A 15,085-nucleotide genomic window follows, 5' to 3' on the forward strand; every position below is an offset into this window, starting at 1 on the left:
TCTGAGCGGAACGGACCCCGCGATCAGAGAGGTGCGGAGACGCCCACCTCGGTGAGCAGACGGATGCCGCCGCGCTCGGCGACGAACCGGTGGACCGAGGCGTTGCCGAGCAGGTCCCCGTCCCTCGGGAGGGTGCCGCCGGAGGCGTGCAGGAGCAACGCCCGGATGACCCCTCCGTGCGTGGCGACGAGGACGGACTCGGCGCGCGGGGCGGAGCGCTGGCGCGCGGCGCGGGCGATCCGTTCCAGCGAGCGCAGCGCCCGTTCGGTGACCTGTTCCAGCGTCTCCGCGCCCGGGACCTCGCCGTGCCAGGATCCGTACTTCTCGAGGAAGTCCGCGACGAGGAGCCCTTCGCCGTCGCCGAACTCGCGCTCCCGCATCCCGCGGGTCGTGAGCGGCGCCGGCAGCCCCAGGTGCGCCGCGATGATGGCCGCCGTCTCGTGGGCGCGCACGAGCGGGCTCGCGTACACGTGGTCGAACCGTTCACCCCGCAGCATCGCCGCCGCGTCGGCGGCCTGGGCGCGCCCCGTCTCGTTCAGGGGGATGTCGGTGGATCCTTGGATCCGGCGCGCCAGGTTCCAGTCGGTCTGGCCGTGGCGGATGAGGGTCAGCAGGGTCACGTGAGCAGCTCCTGAAGGGCGGGCAGGGCCTCGCCGGTCCGTGCGACGACGGTCGCGTCGGCCCAGGCGTCGGCGCGGGTGGCTTCGAGGTTGACGATGACGAGGGGGAGCGCCCGGCGTCGGGCGCGTTCGATGATCCGGATCCCGGAGTTGACGACGAGCGAGGAGCCGGCGACCACGAGCGCCTCGCAGGAGGCGAGCAGCGACTCGGCGGTCCGGAAGCGCTCCCGCGGCACGAACTCGCCGAAGAAGACGACGTCCGGCTTCAGCATGCCGTCGCAGACGGTGCACGTCGGGAGGACGAACCCCTCGGTCGTGCGCGGCGAGACGTCTCCGTCCGGGTTCAGGACGACGTTCTCGGGCACGGAGAGCCAGGGGTTGCGCTGGTCGATCTGCGCGGCCACGGCGTCGCGCGCAAGATGCTGACCGCAGTTCAGGCAGACGACGCCGCGCATGGTGCCGTGCAGCTCCACGACGCGGGCGGAGCCGGCCTGCAGATGAAGCCCGTCGACGTTCTGAGTGACGACGCCCCCGGACAGGCCGAGCCGTTCCAGCTCGGCGATCGCACGATGGCCGGCGTTCGGCGAGACGGCGCGGAAGGAGCGCCAGCCGAGGTGTCCGCCGACCCAGTACCGGCGGCGTGCCGCGTCCGAGCCGAGGAAGTCTTGCAGGGTCATCGGCGCGCGCCGCGGCGGGGCGTCGACCCCGCGATAGGCGGGGATGCCCGATTCCGTGGAGATCCCGGCCCCGGTGAGGAAGGCGAGTCGACGGCCTCGGAGGACGTCGGCGGCGTCGCGCAGCTGCGCGCTCTGCGCCGCCGTCATCGTGGTCACGGATCCTCCCGCCCTCGAGTCTACGGCGAGCCGACGGAGCGGAGACCGGCGGACGACGACCCACGACCACGGGCACCGGGGTTCGATGGCACAGTTCGATGGCACAGTGGAAGCATGAATCTCGTGCCGGTCGACGACCCCGCCGACCCCCGGCTGGACGACTTCCGGGGGCTGACGGACGTCGCCCTGCGGCAGCGGAGCGAGCCCGAAGGCGGCCTGTACATCGCCGAGTCCGAGAAGGTGATCGCCCGGGCGATCGGCGCCGGCCACCGGCCGCGTGCGATTCTCACCCAGCGGCGATGGCTCCCCGGCATCGAGGCGCTGCTCGGAGCCGATGGGCGGACGCCGGTCTACCTCGTCCCCGACGAGGTGGCCGAGGGGGTCACGGGATACGCCGTGCATCGCGGCGCGCTGGCTTCGATGCACCGCCCCGCCCTGCCGTCGCTCGACGCGGTGCTGGCGACGGCGCGCACCGTGCTCGTCCTGGAGGACGTGCGGGATCACACGAACGTGAGGTGTCCCAAAACACCGAAAGCCAAGAATCGGTCTCGCATCGCGATCTTGGAAGGCGTGACGGATCATACGAACGTCGGGGCTCTGTTCAGATCTGCCGCTGCGCTGGGCGTGGATGCTGTCCTGGTCACGCCCGACTGTGCCGACCCGCTCTATCGCCGCTCCGTGCGAGTGTCGATGGGCACCGTCTTCCAGGTCCCGTGGACACGTATCCCTGAGTGGCCCGCGGGCATGGACGTGCTCAAGGATGCCGGGTACGTCGTCGCCGGGATGACCTTGGGAGAGGGTGCGATCACGCTGGACGAGCTCGTTGCCGAGGACCACGAGAGGCTCGCTCTTGTGTTCGGCTCCGAGGGATTCGGGATCACCGCTCGCACCGATGCCCTGCTCGATCGCCGAGTGACGATCCCGATGATGGGCGGCGTGGATTCCCTGAACGTCGCAGCGGCTTCGGCGGTCACGTTCTATGCGACGAGGTGATCCCGACACGTCCACGATTCAGGCCTGATCGATATCCTGGCCGACCATTTTGATGTGGTGGCGTGTACATCGCTCTCAGAATGCTCTTCTCGCAAGCCAAGAAGGAAGTGCATTGCCGACGCTTCTCATTCCGCGAGCTCCTTGACCCGCCTGTAGAGCTCCCGAAGGGCCGTGTCCGAGAGGTCGATGATCGGTTCGTACATGAACGAGTTCACGTGGATGTTCTCTGGGGTCATGAGCACCACATCGTCGAGAGCGCGGAGAGAGTCCGCGGTGCCATGCGCACGGCTCTTGAAAGCCCGGAACAAGGCATGGGTCTGGTTCCCCGTGATTCCATCGGTGAAGGCGAGGTCCGAAAGTTCCTCGACCATGTGCTTCTCCGCAACCATGCGTGTGGCGATCGAGAGCACGATCTTGTTCTCGAAGTTGATGCCCTCCGCAGCGACGAGCGCCGCTTCTGCCTGCTCGAGCAGGAGGTCGATCACCGGCCTGTCGCCGGTCTTCCAGGACTTCTTCTCGCTCACCTGGAACGTCTCGTTGAAAATCCGGTCGAGCTCGGCGTTATCGATGGACGCGGAATCTGCCTTCCAATGCAGCAGCGAGGTCAGCGTCAGGTAGTCGGGGTCGTCCTCGCCCTTCGTGTACTCGAGTATGTTGCGAACGAACGGGATCGAGGCGATGCGTTGCATGCCGTTGTCGAAGAAATTCTGCTTGAAGCCGTTGATAAACGGGTTCTTAACGTGGCTGGCCTGGGCGAGCGTCACCTTGCCTTCGCCCTTCTGCGCCATGAAGCACTTGTTGTAACCGACAACGCCACGGCTGAGCAGGGTGCGGAAGAAGTCGAAGTTGTGCGTCAGGAGAATCAGCTTGAAGTTCGCGTGATCAGACATCTCCTTCAAGTACTGGATAATGGCGTACTTGTTCTTGTAATCGAACGAGTCGGCGAGGTCGTCGATGACGAATATTGTCTCTCGACCCGATGCCTTACGCGCCTCCATCTCGAAGAGAACGTTGAGGATGTAGAGCGCCTTCTTCTCCCCGTTGCTCAGCACTGATAGCAGTTCGTCCCGTTCAACGCCTGCGGATTCGTCGCCATCGTTAAATTCGAAGACCAGCTTGAGCATGGTCTCCTGTCCGAGCGCGACGCGGTGCTTGTTCTCCGCCCGGAGGGTGAAGGGCACGAAGAATCGCTCGTTGAAGATCCGAATGACGTTGTCCCACTGGGTGCTCTCGGTCGCCGCCTGCCGCTCGATCTCCTTACGGCGCACCTCTGTCTCCTTGTAGCACTCCACGACTCGCTTGAATGCCTCTTCGTGTGCCTTGAGGTACGACTTCCAAACGTCCTGGTGGAAGTTCTCGACGTTGGCGAACTCCGGAAGCAGATCTTCCCGACTGGCGATGAACTCGAAGAACTTCCTCGTGTCCTCGTTGCGCTGAACGGCGCGCTCGACGCCGTCCAGCTTCTTGCGCAGTGCGGCGTCGTCACTGATCCGCGCCTTTTCTTCCGTGATGAGCGCCTGCAGGTCGGCATCGCTTGTGATTCGGCGCGGCTCATCCTCGCCGTGCAGCAGCAACGAGTGCTGCGCCTGGAAGAAGCCGTTGGCCCCGAGGCTCTTGGTCACGTTGGTCGCGTTGTAGTACGAGAATGAAGTGCGGTTGAAGAAGGTCGACTCGTCCAATAGCTGATTGAGCCTGGTCACGTAGTCCGCGAGTTGCGCCTGAACACCGGGACCCTTGAGCGCCGTGGCCACCTTGTCGTTGAAGAGGAGGTCGTGCGGTAGTTCGGCGAACCGCGCGTCATCGAGCTGTTCGATCTCGTACTCGACGCGAATGAGTGCGTCGAAGAATTTGTCCTCGCTCTGCGTGAAGACCCGGGAGACAGTTGCGATGACGTCCTGCTTCGTCCCCGCTTGGGCGGCCAGTGCAACAACCAGAGCGTCCCTGGCGTCGAGCAACGACACCTGGAGCGCCTCATACTCCTTGCGCAGCGCCGGATTGACGAGCAGCGTCGACGTGGACTCCGTTGGCCCCAGCTCCTCGTCGTAGGAGAGAACGACGGCCACGTCATCCGGATCGGGCGACTGAGCGTTCTCATCGGTAATGGAGCGTGATGATGCGCGGTCAGGGAACACGTGGTCGACGGTTTCCTCGCCCTTGGCAAAGTCTTTGAAAGTACGGGCGAACGACGTCTTCATAGTGCCGTTGGGCGCGTAAATCGCAACCGCGTTCCTGCCGCCAAAGTCCAGCTTCGCGTCGAGCGATCGGATCCCGTGGCAGTTGGTCAGCTCAACATTCAGCATCTTCATGCCATCAGCGTATTGGCACTCACAGACTTCTTGCCGGATCGGTCGGCTGTATGGATGAAAGCAGCCAGCGACCTTACCGACAGGCTGCGCGACAAGGCCCGGGGGTCATGCGCGAGCACTGCCATGCCGCGTGGCGAACGGCGCTGTCGTCAGTCGTCGGTACCTACTCATCACCGGCACGCGCGACGGCCGTCACTACGTCGGCAAGGCCGACGGGGCCGAGAACATGCGCCAACGCTGGAACGCCTGCGCGACAAACTGCCACGGCGGCAACGTCGAGTTACGTGGTCTTCGACGCATCGAGGTTCCGCTTCTCGTCGCTGCTCTGAGAGAGCGTCATCCGTATGTTAGATGTCGTATTCCTTGCTCTGTGGTTCACCGTTCTCCATCCACTTCAGACGGACGCGTGGCACTCCGCCGCCCATGTGGAGCCAGTACGCTGCGGTCTGCTTCTGCCCGGCGTGCACCGTTCTTGGCTGCTCCCATCCCGGAAGCAGCATCCCGTCGCTCGCCGCTTCCATCACGACGTCGGTCACATCATCGGACCCGCGGTTTGTGATTTCGACCCAGCGGCGGGTTTCATACCGGACGCGGCCCTTGCCATCCACCTTGGGCTCACGTTCCCTCTGGCCCTGGATGAGGAACCGCTCACTTGGCGGAGCGGGCCGTGAGGGGGTCGTGTGGCGCGGCTGGATGATGTCTCTAAGGTCCAGCTCGACCGCGCTCCAGACCTTCGTCAGGAGTTCGTCCTCGTTCTCGAAACTCCCGTACAGGCCCCTCTCCTGCAGCGCAGCGCGGAAGTCCCTCAGCGCCTGGAGCTGGGCGAGGTCGACATCGGCGGGATGGGGTGCTTCGGAGAAGTAGAGGTGCACTGGCTTCCCGTTCGCGACAGCGCCTTCGATCTCTTCGACGGTGCCGGAGATGCTGTTCGGCGTCTCGCTCCCGACGCGACTCCCGAAAAGCGCGATGACGATATCGGCCTTGGCTAGGAGCTGCTCGTTGAGGATGGCTTGCGGGTGGTGCCCGAGCATCGGCACGGAGTCGGTCTCCCAGCGAAGTGGGTGCAGAACGAACCCGCGGCCAGGCGTGTTGGCGCTGTTCCAACTCCGTAGCGCCCGATCGACGGCGTCTCGTGCGGCGGGGATGTCCGATGGGGAGGCGATCATCACGTTCACGACAGTTGCGAGTTGGGTCACACAGACACTCTAGGAAGCGGTTCGGACATTGAACGTCGGAGGCACCGGCTAAGACGGAAGTATGGACGAGAAGGGCGACGCGGCACGGGAGTTCACAGTGACGCTTGAACATGTCGGAGAAAGCCACGTGCTCAACTTGGCATTGGGTCTTCTGATTGACAGGTACAACCTTCTCGGCGAGATCGCGACCCAGATTCTTGCGTTGATGCCCGATCCCAGCCGCTGGCGACTGATTCTGACCGGCGATCTGAGCGCCACTGTAAACGCACTGAATCATCGATCTCAGCAGTTTGGGTACACGACGACCCGCGGCGCGGGCTACGTCGGCGGCCTCACATTGCCTCAGGTAGATGGAACCTTCCTTTTCATCCTCGACGCGAGCAACCTGGCCTTCCCGCCCATCGAGTCGGACTCACTTGAAGAGGTGGTCGAACATGCCCTTGCCACCGCAAGGCATCTCGGGCGTCATGAAGCTGGTCACGCGCTTCTCATGACTCGAGGGGAGAACGCCGAGGTTTATCGTGAGCTCGCTGACCTCGACCCCTCAGTGGCGGGGTGGTCGCACATCGTGGCTCGCGACATCGATGATTTTCGTATTGAGCGACATGTGCGTCAGAACATCCTCTCGCCGTACTCTCATGTTGAAGGTCTGCCAGGCGCACTCGATCACCTGTCATCCGCGCTGGCGGCCGCAAGCAGAGGTTGGCGTGCAGACATTGCCAAACACGCGGAGGCGAGCGATCATGCCGTCAGCGCGTTCATACGGGTCATCGCGTACCTGTCTGCGGAAGTCGGGTTGGATAACGCCGCCGCTCCGCTGGTTCCTCGACCGGTTCCTGAGAAGTGGGACCGATACCTGGCGGATCATTGGGCGAAATGGAGCGCGGCCTTTCATCGGTTGAGTCCAGCCGATCAACCCATGACGTTGGATCAGCTTGCGTCCACGACCGGCGAGCTCTGCGAGATCGCCGTCGGGTGGATGTCGGCTATCGGCTATCGAAGGGGCATTACGGATGCCGGCGAGCTGTACGCCTACTGGACTGCAGGCAGCTACTGACGTGAGTCGCCTCGCGGGCGAGCGACTCACGAACTTCATCTACGGATCGATGCGTCCCCTGAATTGACGTTGACGCATGCGAAGGCGCGGTTTGAAGGCTGATTGAGGTCGGCGGAGCGTTGCCAACGTCTCTTCGCCCAAGTTGAAGGTTCGGGGCGTCGCGTTCCTGATGCGCTCCAGCTTCTCGCCCACGACCTGAATGTCTTTCCCGATGCGAATCAGCGGGTCCACCGGGAGCTCTATGCGCTTCTCGACGTCCAGATCCAAGATGAACGTGTCGTGGAAAGGTTTGTCCGATATCGTGCCGGTGTACTCCGCCTCGACGGTCCAGCGACGGGGAATATGCGCAGAGTCTTCGAAGAGCTCGGGTGCGCGTCCCAGGAACCAGATGTAAGAGTTCCCCGGGTTCAGCGTCGGAAAGGCAGTTTCGCCGTTGAACACCCGGTTCACTTCCTCGAAGTGCTGGCCCATCATTCCGGGCTTGAAGAAGGTCTCCAAGGACGTGAACGGAGGCGACACGCGCAGCTTCACGTTAATCGCGGGGCTCACGCCGATGTTGCGCACGGCGATGTACAGAGTCCCCGTGACGGGACCGCCTCGCTCTTTCGAGACGGTCCGGTCAGCGCGAAGCGCGACCTGAACGCGCGGTCTGACTGCTTCTGCGTTCACGTGCTGGGAATGTTCGTTGGAGGCGATCAGGGCCTTGTTGGATTGATCGACCTGGCGGATCTGATACCAAGCGAACCCGAGAGCGATCAGCGCGGTCGCGCCGAAGAGCGCCGACCATTCTTCGGCGGTTGGCATTCCTGGAAATCGCCACCAGGATCCCCATAGCAGCACGCTCATGCAGAAGAGAGCAAAGGCAACAATGGCAGCGATCACTGTCCATGCGGCTCGTCGGTTCACGAGTCGATCCTAGGGAACGCTAGCGGTCGGCCAATCCTGAGTCGCGCCGAGCCGTGCTCGGCTATTCTGCCGTCCTCGGGCATTGGGATCCGGGAGTCGTGGACGACCGGTCGCGTGCTGCACCTGCGTGAGTTGGCCGATGATGAAATCGACGGCTTGTCCACCCTGGGAGGATGAACGCATGACGAGCACCCGTGTGAGCCTCGGACCCATCCATGTCGCGCTCGTCGCGTCCCGTCGTGAGACTCGTGAGACTCGTGCGACGCTCCGCGTGTGGACTCTGCGCCGGGAACGTCGTCGTGGTCGCCGGTATGACGTTGGGGGAGGGCGCGATCACGCTGGACGAGCTCGTTGCCGAAGACCATGAGAAGCTCGCTCTAGTCTTCGGATCTGAGGGTTTCGGGATCACAGCTCGCACCGACGCGCTGCTCGATCGCCGTGTGACGATTCCGATGTGGCGTTGACTCGCTGAACGTTGCCGCTGCTTCGGTAGTCACGTTCTACGCATCCCGGTGAGTTCTGTTGAGGAGGATCTCCTGGGCGCGATCACCGGGACCTAGGTTTCACCCCTCAACGCTCGGGCGGCGGAACATCAAAAGATCATCCATCGCAGAGGCGCTACGCACACCCGAGGTTCGGTTGAATCCGAGTACTGGGGGACGCATCACTTGGATACCCCTCCCTGGTGCTATGTTGTGCCAAGCAGACGTCGAGGAGGGATGAGGGCCGTATGCGCGTGGGACTACCTGACAGAGCCTATCTGTCCGACCTTGAGCGCTTCCTCACGCTGATTACAGATGACGGTCGGACCGACCTCGTTTTCGCCCCCAAGCAAGGACTCTTCTCTCTGCATCCGCTCGTGCTATGCATGATCGCGGCGCTCGCCGATAATTGCCACGCGAACGGAGGCACGGCGTCGGTCGAGGGTCTCGTCGCAAACAACAGCACACGATACCTGGAGCGAATGGGCCTATTCAAACTTATGAATGTGAATTCCGGCCTCCCAGTCGTTGAGCACGATCCTTCGGGGCGATTCATCCCGCTCACTCGTATTAACAATAACGCCGACCTGACGAAATTCGTAACCGATTTCGTTCCTTTGCTGCACGCCACGCCGGGTGAGGCCGACTCGGTTAAGTATGTGCTATTCGAGTTGATACGAAATGTGCTCGAACACGCTGGTGCTGGCGAACGTGGCGCAATAGCGGCCGCGCAGGTCACAAAGTCGGGTCGCCTGCTCATCGGCGTTGCAGACTCGGGGATCGGTGTAAAGAACTCGCTAAGTCGCTCCCATTCAGTTGCTGACCATAAGTCAGCTATAGAACTCGCATTCCAACCAGGAGTCACGGGGACCACTGCAAACTTCGGTGGTAACGAGACCAATGGAGGCGCGGGGTTGTTCTTCATGAAGGCCATGAGTACCCTCGCGAGGCATCACATGGTGATGGTCACGGGCGACCGTTTGATGAAGCTGCTGACGCAGCCCGCGTCGAAGGGCATACCGACAATCAATTCAAAGTTGGACGACGATCGTGTGAGGTGGCGGGAGTTGCCATTCACCTTCAGTGGCACAGCTGTCGGCGTTGACATCACGGTGAAGGAAACACTTGCCTTCAGTGAATTGCTGAAGGAAATCCGACAGGTCTATCACGTGAACGTGCGCAAGTCGAAGCGAGAACGAACGAGGGCAAGGTTCGTATGAAGATTTTTGATGTGAGTGGCGCGTTCGCGGGAGACAAGGACGTGGCGGCCTCGATACGCGATGACTATATCCGTGTCAACCTCGCGAAGAAGAAGAGAGCCGTTCTCGACTTTGCGAGGGTCGATCTCGCTACTCAATCCTTCATTCACGCCATGATCGCGGGAGTTGTTCGGGACAACCCGGAATACCTCGATAAGATCGACTTTAAGAACTGCAACGAGAGCGTTCGCTCGCTCATTGAAATAGTGGTTGAGTACGCGCAGGACGAGTTCGAGTAGACCGAGAATGCGAAAGTTCGGGCTCTGTTTAGGTCCGCCGCTTCGTAGGGTATGTCCTACTGCACCCACGCAACGACGCGAGCCCTTCTATCGCGCTACGTACGGATGGAGATCATGCGCGGCCGCGTTCCAGCTCCCTAAGACGTGTATCGACCCATGTCCCTCGGAGTCGGCTGGGGCACCATAGCCTAGCCCAGCGTCGCGCGATCACAATACTGGCGACTTTCTGTGTTTACCGCCGCTCATGGTGCCTGCCCCGTGTGCCAGGTGATGGATCCACCAGACATGGTGAACTCACAAACCGGCCGCATGAACATGGATGTCGGACTCAGCGCGTGCGATTCGTCGGCCTGCCGATTCAAGAAAGCTCCAAGCGTCGACGTGTACGGACGGTTCTGCCTGTCCCAGTTTCGATCGCTATGAATACGCCTCCGGCGTCAGCCCGAATCGTCTGACGTGTGGCACTGATGAGGGCTTTCGCGTCTTGCAACTCGGCGTACCAAGTTGCGGACTCGCCCGGTTCGAGCCAGTACGGCAGTTGAGGTGACCACACGTTGCCTTCCGGGTACTGCGCGCTGGTTCCGCCTCGTTGCAGTTGGATGCCGAAGCGCGTGATCTTCGCACGCGACCTGCCGTGGTTGGTGACGTTGACCGCGATAACGTCCGGGCCATTCCAACCCTGCTCGCGCATCGAAGACATGTCCCTCAACTTGCTATTGCGGCCGACGGTTGAGACAACAGCGCCGCCGCGGCCCAGGACTCCGTGCTGGAGCGTGGCGCGAAGGCGAGGTCCGTCCAGGGCCCAAGCCGCAACCTGCCAGCCCAGAGCGAGCGCTGCCAGGATAAGGCTCAAGATCGCGATCGCAAGTGCGGCGACCTCCATCAGGCGACCCCGGTCTCTTTGCGGATCTCGCGGAGAACAGCGCTAATCGCAAGTTGCGCCTCAAGAGCTTCCTTCTTGTACTCCGGCATCTCCGGGTCGGCGAACGCAGCGCGCAAGCGGTCGTCGTTACCGACCTTCCGCTCCCAAAGCTCAGGGACCCGTTCAGGGCTGAGGACTCCAACGAGCGTGAGTGCTTCCGCGCTCATTCGTGCTTGCTCGAGATCATCGGACGATCCACCGCCATTCAGATTCTGCGTCAGCCGTGTCAGCGCTTCAAGCTCGAACATTAGGTGCGAGTGCCGAAGTGCGCTTGCTCTGTCTGCATCAGCGATCCGGCGCGCATTCCTGCGGTCGAGCCCCGAGATAATCAGAGCGATAATCGCGGCAGCTACGGCTGCGAGAACGGCGGCAAGCTGGATTAGATCTGAAGTGGTCATGATCGAAGACTAGGTTCAGGCTCCGACGTCGCTGTACGTACAGACGTTGACACGGGTTGTTGCCGGGCCGTTCGGGTGCACGTGGTGGGCGAAGTCGGCGGCTCAAGGTACGGTCAAGCGAGCGATGTGCTCCTGATCGGTCGGCAGGCCACTGCTCACGGAGCCGTACGGTTACCTCTGGGTGGACGTCGAGTCCGAGTTCCTAGATCTCCCGGAGCACCGCCCCCTCTCGCGCCCGCGTCTTGTCTTGTCTGCCCTGTCGCGCGTGGTCATCGACCGTCATCGCCTCCAAGAGCAGCGACGAAGTGGGGCCCTCAAAATCGGGGCGGTCACGCTGAACAAAAGTCCCCGCTACGAAGTGAGGACAGGAACTTGTGGGCGACCTCGCTCTGGGCCAGGTAGAAGCAAACTGCCGAATCATCAACGTCCGACGTGAGGTCGACGATGTCCTGCTCGTTCTTGTAGGTGAGCTTCATGCTCATGCCGTGCTTTCAGCAGCGGCCGGTCCGCGAGTCGCGACATCGACGCCGGGCTAGGAGCGCGCACCGGCCAGTCACATGATCGGCTGCGTGCTAGTCCTCTGCTTGTTCGGCATCGTCATATCGCGCTTCCTCGATTGCGTCGAGCATGCACCGCTTATGCGCGTCGACAACGGCTCGGTCGACCGGATGATCGACCAGGAACTCGTACAGGCTCATTGCCATCAGGTGCTCCTTACCGGCTGGCAGCGGGAGAGGGGTTCGGGTCAAGCCTCCATTATGGGGTGCTTGTGCCCGCCCCTGCGGCGTCATCTGTCCGACGAGACCATCCGACCTGCGTCGTAGACGAAGTGCTCGGACTTGTTCAGGAGGGCGACGTCAATGATCGTCATCGCCGGAAGCGGGATGACGCCGGCGTCTGTTTCGAGGCGCTTGTAGGGAGTCACCCACACGAAGCAGTCCGCTTCGGACCGCTGGATCGCGTCCACGAAGGCGGAGTCGGCGAACCATGCGTGCGGTCTACCTGTCACCACATCTCCTTCGCCCATGCCTTCGATATAAGCGGTGGACTCGTCGAACACAATGAAGCCCAACTCGTACCCCGGTCTCTCAGCGCGGTAGACCTCCGAGTTCCGAGCGTGCTTGAGCACCGTGCGCGTGAAGTGATCTGCGTAGGCCCGGTAGTTGTGGTCCTTGTCCGTCGGGAGTCCGCTGCTGACCGAGGCGATGACCTTTGCATCAGGATGGACGTCGAGCCCAGACGTCTCGAGCTCGCGGATCACCTCGCTCTCCCGCATCCGCGTCCTGTCCTTCCTGCCCGGACGCGGGTGATCGTCCACGACCATCGCCTCCAACAGGAGCATTGCCACGGTGTCCTCGAAATCGGGGCGCTCTCGCTGGACAAAGGAGCCGCCTCTGAGTGATGCCAGGAATCGATGGGCCAGGCCGCTCTCCGCCGGGTAGAAGCACACGTCAGCGTCTTCGACATCCGCGACATGGTCGATGATGTCCCGGTCGTCCTCGTACGCGCGTTTCATGCGAGCTCCTCTTGTGTTGCCGGTTTTGGAGCGGTCGTTCACAGCGATCGGACCACGCTTCGAAAATGTCCACGCCGAGCCTGCGGCTGCTGCCTGCGGACGATCGTACCCACCTCGGTCAGCGCAGCGCCCCCAACGCCATTCCCGAGCGCGGCGCATTGCGGGTAGCTGCTCGCCGCAGGCAAGGCGGCACGTCGGAATCGTCATGCTACGGAACTTGTCGTTCTGCAGTACGTCTAGCGAGAGAGCTCTATATCGGCCGGCCCTTGGTCAATGCGATGTCGCCTGAGCGCCGCGGGTAAGGACCGCGTGAACGGTGCCGACGGAGACTCCGACGTTCCGCGCGATGATACGGAGGGCTGCGCCCTTGTGCCGCTGAGACAGGATCGCCAGCCGGATCTGCTCGTCCACGACGCGCGGACGGCCGATCACGGAGCCGTGCTGACGAGCGGCTTCCATGCCCCTCTTGATCCCGTCGCTCCGCATCTTCGCCTCCATCCGAGTGATCTCTCGCGCATTGGCGTTGAACTCGGATTCCGCCCTGTAACTGCCTGCGTCACTTCCCTCTAGCACTCGAACTGGCGTGCCTTGTCGAAGCAGGTAGAGCAGGACGCGCCACCCATCGATGATGTTCTGCGCGAGGTGCTTGACGCGCACGATCACGAGCACGTCGTCGGTCCCGAGCGCGCCCACAGCAGCTTGAAGCCCAGGGCGCGAACGGATCAGCAGCCGCCTACTCGCCTCTTCCTCGAAGACCTGCGCGCAAACGGAATGCAGCGTCGCCCGCTGATGCTCGACCTCATCCGCGACGTTCGTCACTCGAACCAGACCGACGAACCTCACCATCGAGAACAACTTGAGGAGGTCGCGGACGGCATACCCTTATTGAACACGTCTTCTCCGGCGTCCCGATCACAGTCATTCGAAACGGGCCGCTGACCTGGGGAACGACCGACGAACGGTGGTCCTGCCAGCGCTTCGACCCCGAGTCGATTCACCAAAATTCGAGTTAGAGCGAATTGCGACCCTTCTCAACGTCGGGGCGGCCTTCCGGGCCGCTGCGGGTCTCGGAGCGGACGCGGTGCTCGTCTCGCCGCGATGCGGCGACCCGCTCTACCGGCGGAGCGTCCGCGTCAGCATGGGGACGGTGTTCCAGGTGCCGTGGACGCGCTTCGACTCCTGGGAGCAGCTGCGGGGCGGGCTCGACGGCATCGGTATGGGGCTCGCTGCCCTCGCCCTCGATGAGACCGCCGTGCCGCTGGACGTGTACGCCGCCTCCCGCCCGTCCCGGGTCGCGCTCGCCTTCGGCACGGAGGGTGACGGGCTGTCCCGATGCGCGATCGCCGCCGCGGACGCGGTCGTCACGATCCCGATGTCCGGCGGAGTCGATTCGCTGAACATCGCCTCGACGGCCGCCGTCGTCCTGTGGGCGCTCGGGCACCCGCCTGCGCCGCAACAGGGCGGCGGGATCAGTCCGGGCTGACGGGAGAGGCCACCGGGGCCGGCGCGGGACGCTTCGCCTCGATGTCGTCGCCGGAGGACTGGTGCCGCAGCCGCCGGAGGACCCAGGGAACGAGGTGCTCCCGTGCCCAGACCAGATCGCCCGCCCGAGCCTCGCGCCAGGTGCGCACCGGGAGCGGGTCGGGCTGCATGGACTGGAGGTCGTTGGAGACGTTCAGCGCGCGCAGCACCATGCGGGCCACCTCGTGGTGCCCCAGGGCGTTCAGGTGCAGGCGGTCGTCGGCGAAGAACCGCGTGTCCTGGATCGCCTTGAGCCCCCACTGGTCGGCGACGATGCAGTCGTGACGGTCGGCGATCGCGCGCACGTTCTCGTTGTAGATCGCGACCTTCCCGCGGAAGGGGCGGAACACCGGGGTGAAGTCGGTGTCGATCCCGGTGAACAGGATCACGGCGGCGCCGGTGCGCGACAGCCGGGTCACGACATCGTCGAGCTGGGCGGCGATCTCGTCCGGATCCGTCCGGGGACGGATCACATCGTTCCCGCCCGCGCAGACGGAGATGAGGTCGGGGCTCAGCGCGATCGCGGGCTCCACCTGCTCGTCGCTGATCTGCGCGATGAGCTTGCCGCGCACCGCGAGGTTCGCGTAGGCGAAGTCGTCGACCTGGGACGAGAGCACCTCGGCGACGCGGTCCGCCCATCCCCGGTGACCGCCGGGGACGGAGGGGTCGGGGTCGCCGATCCCCTCGGTGAACGAGTCTCCGACGGCGACGAATCGACGCCACGGGTGAGGCGTCTCGTTCTCGACGAACGGGGTTCGGGGCGGTTCCTGCACGCTCATGCGCTGCCTCCAGGGGGATATCGGCACCGGGATCACCGGCCGCGGGAACGAGCCTAGC

The 15,085-nt window shown here is 63.3% G+C and carries 16 protein-coding genes and 2 pseudogenes; 6 read left to right on the plus strand and 12 right to left on the minus strand.

All coding sequences use genetic code 11. The annotated features are described in order from the left end of the window. Nucleotides 1–23: 23 nt before the first annotated feature. Nucleotides 24–620 (minus strand): histidine phosphatase family protein, encoded by a 597-nt coding sequence (locus MR1_RS10970; RefSeq protein WP_067246333.1) that lies wholly within the window; start codon nt 618–620, stop codon nt 24–26. Next, nucleotides 617–1,444 carry a Sir2 family NAD-dependent protein deacetylase gene (locus MR1_RS10975; RefSeq protein ID WP_067246372.1) on the minus strand — a complete coding sequence of 276 codons (828 nt, stop codon included), beginning with the start codon at nt 1,442–1,444 and terminating at the stop codon, nt 617–619. Before MR1_RS10975 ends, MR1_RS10970 begins: the two co-directional genes overlap by 4 nt. A 123-nt stretch (nt 1,445–1,567) precedes the next feature. Between MR1_RS10975 and MR1_RS10980 the strand changes: the two genes are divergently transcribed. Next, nucleotides 1,568–2,446 (plus strand): TrmH family RNA methyltransferase, encoded by an 879-nt coding sequence (locus MR1_RS10980; protein ID WP_067246336.1) that lies wholly within the window; start codon nt 1,568–1,570, stop codon nt 2,444–2,446. A gap of 125 nt (nt 2,447–2,571) precedes the next feature. Here MR1_RS10980 and MR1_RS10985 read toward each other — a convergent pair whose 3' ends face one another. Then, complete coding sequence (locus MR1_RS10985; protein WP_067246337.1) at nt 2,572–4,752, minus strand: coiled-coil domain-containing protein; 2,181 nt, start codon at nt 4,750–4,752, stop codon at nt 2,572–2,574. A 347-nt stretch (nt 4,753–5,099) separates the two neighbouring features. Then, nucleotides 5,100–5,948 carry a DUF4062 domain-containing protein gene (locus tag MR1_RS19750; protein WP_157518041.1) on the minus strand — a complete coding sequence of 283 codons (849 nt, stop codon included), beginning with the start codon at nt 5,946–5,948 and terminating at the stop codon, nt 5,100–5,102. A 61-nt stretch (nt 5,949–6,009) separates the two neighbouring features. Here MR1_RS19750 and MR1_RS10995 point away from each other — a divergent pair, with 61 nt between their 5' ends. Next, entirely contained in the window at nt 6,010–7,005 is a 996-nt protein-coding gene (locus MR1_RS10995; protein ID WP_067246344.1) for a hypothetical protein, read from the plus strand. A gap of 39 nt (nt 7,006–7,044) precedes the next feature. Here the strand turns inward: MR1_RS10995 and MR1_RS11000 are convergent, their stop codons facing one another. Further along, nucleotides 7,045–7,911, minus strand: a complete 867-nt coding sequence (locus MR1_RS11000) for a COG1361 family protein (protein ID WP_157518044.1) — start codon at nt 7,909–7,911, stop codon at nt 7,045–7,047. Nucleotides 7,912–8,210: 299 nt separating this feature from the next. Between MR1_RS11000 and MR1_RS20535 the strand changes: the two are divergent. The 3 genes and pseudogenes from MR1_RS20535 to MR1_RS11010 form a co-directional block, all read left to right on the plus strand. Next, a pseudogene (locus MR1_RS20535) lies at nt 8,211–8,427 on the plus strand (TrmH family RNA methyltransferase); the annotation flags it as partial. A gap of 220 nt (nt 8,428–8,647) precedes the next feature. Next, nucleotides 8,648–9,613 carry an ATP-binding protein gene (locus MR1_RS19755; RefSeq protein ID WP_169797679.1) on the plus strand — a complete coding sequence of 322 codons (966 nt, stop codon included), beginning with the start codon at nt 8,648–8,650 and terminating at the stop codon, nt 9,611–9,613. Then, complete coding sequence (locus MR1_RS11010) at nt 9,610–9,891, plus strand: STAS-like domain-containing protein (RefSeq protein ID WP_067246351.1); 282 nt, start codon at nt 9,610–9,612, stop codon at nt 9,889–9,891. Before MR1_RS19755 ends, MR1_RS11010 begins: the two co-directional genes overlap by 4 nt. 358 nt (nt 9,892–10,249) lie before the next feature. Here MR1_RS11010 and MR1_RS19760 read toward each other — a convergent pair whose 3' ends face one another. From MR1_RS19760 to MR1_RS11025, 6 genes are all read right to left on the minus strand, one after another. Next, entirely contained in the window at nt 10,250–10,774 is a 525-nt protein-coding gene (locus MR1_RS19760; protein ID WP_157518050.1) for a hypothetical protein, read from the minus strand. Further along, nucleotides 10,774–11,211: a hypothetical protein gene (locus MR1_RS19765; protein ID WP_157518053.1), complete on the minus strand. Its 438-nt coding sequence runs from the start codon at nt 11,209–11,211 to the stop codon at nt 10,774–10,776. Before MR1_RS19765 ends, MR1_RS19760 begins: the two co-directional genes overlap by 1 nt. A 329-nt stretch (nt 11,212–11,540) precedes the next feature. Further along, nucleotides 11,541–11,693, minus strand: a complete 153-nt coding sequence (locus tag MR1_RS19770; RefSeq protein WP_157518056.1) for a hypothetical protein — start codon at nt 11,691–11,693, stop codon at nt 11,541–11,543. Between the two features lie 90 nt (nt 11,694–11,783). Then, a complete protein-coding gene (locus MR1_RS20540) occupies nt 11,784–11,915 on the minus strand; it encodes a hypothetical protein (RefSeq protein ID WP_255218136.1) in 132 nt (43 codons plus the stop codon). Nucleotides 11,916–11,998: 83 nt separating this feature from the next. Then, nucleotides 11,999–12,727: a hypothetical protein gene (locus tag MR1_RS11020; protein ID WP_067246358.1), complete on the minus strand. Its 729-nt coding sequence runs from the start codon at nt 12,725–12,727 to the stop codon at nt 11,999–12,001. 270 nt (nt 12,728–12,997) lie between these two features. Beyond that, on the minus strand, nt 12,998–13,573 hold the full coding sequence (locus tag MR1_RS11025; RefSeq protein WP_067246360.1) for a recombinase family protein: 576 nt from the start codon (nt 13,571–13,573) through the stop codon (nt 12,998–13,000). A gap of 163 nt (nt 13,574–13,736) precedes the next feature. Here MR1_RS11025 and MR1_RS11030 point away from each other — a divergent pair. Continuing rightward, a pseudogene (locus tag MR1_RS11030) lies at nt 13,737–14,210 on the plus strand (TrmH family RNA methyltransferase); the annotation flags it as partial. On the opposite strand, the gene MR1_RS11035 reads toward MR1_RS11030, so the two are convergent. Next, nucleotides 14,197–15,027 carry an SGNH/GDSL hydrolase family protein gene (locus tag MR1_RS11035; RefSeq protein WP_067246363.1) on the minus strand — a complete coding sequence of 277 codons (831 nt, stop codon included), beginning with the start codon at nt 15,025–15,027 and terminating at the stop codon, nt 14,197–14,199. The pseudogene MR1_RS11030 and the gene MR1_RS11035 overlap by 14 nt on opposite strands. Between the last annotated feature and the right edge of the window lie 58 nt (nt 15,028–15,085).

Source organism: Microbacterium resistens NBRC 103078 (genome assembly GCF_001552355.1).
Classification (GTDB): Bacteria; Actinomycetota; Actinomycetes; order Actinomycetales; family Microbacteriaceae; genus Microbacterium; species Microbacterium resistens.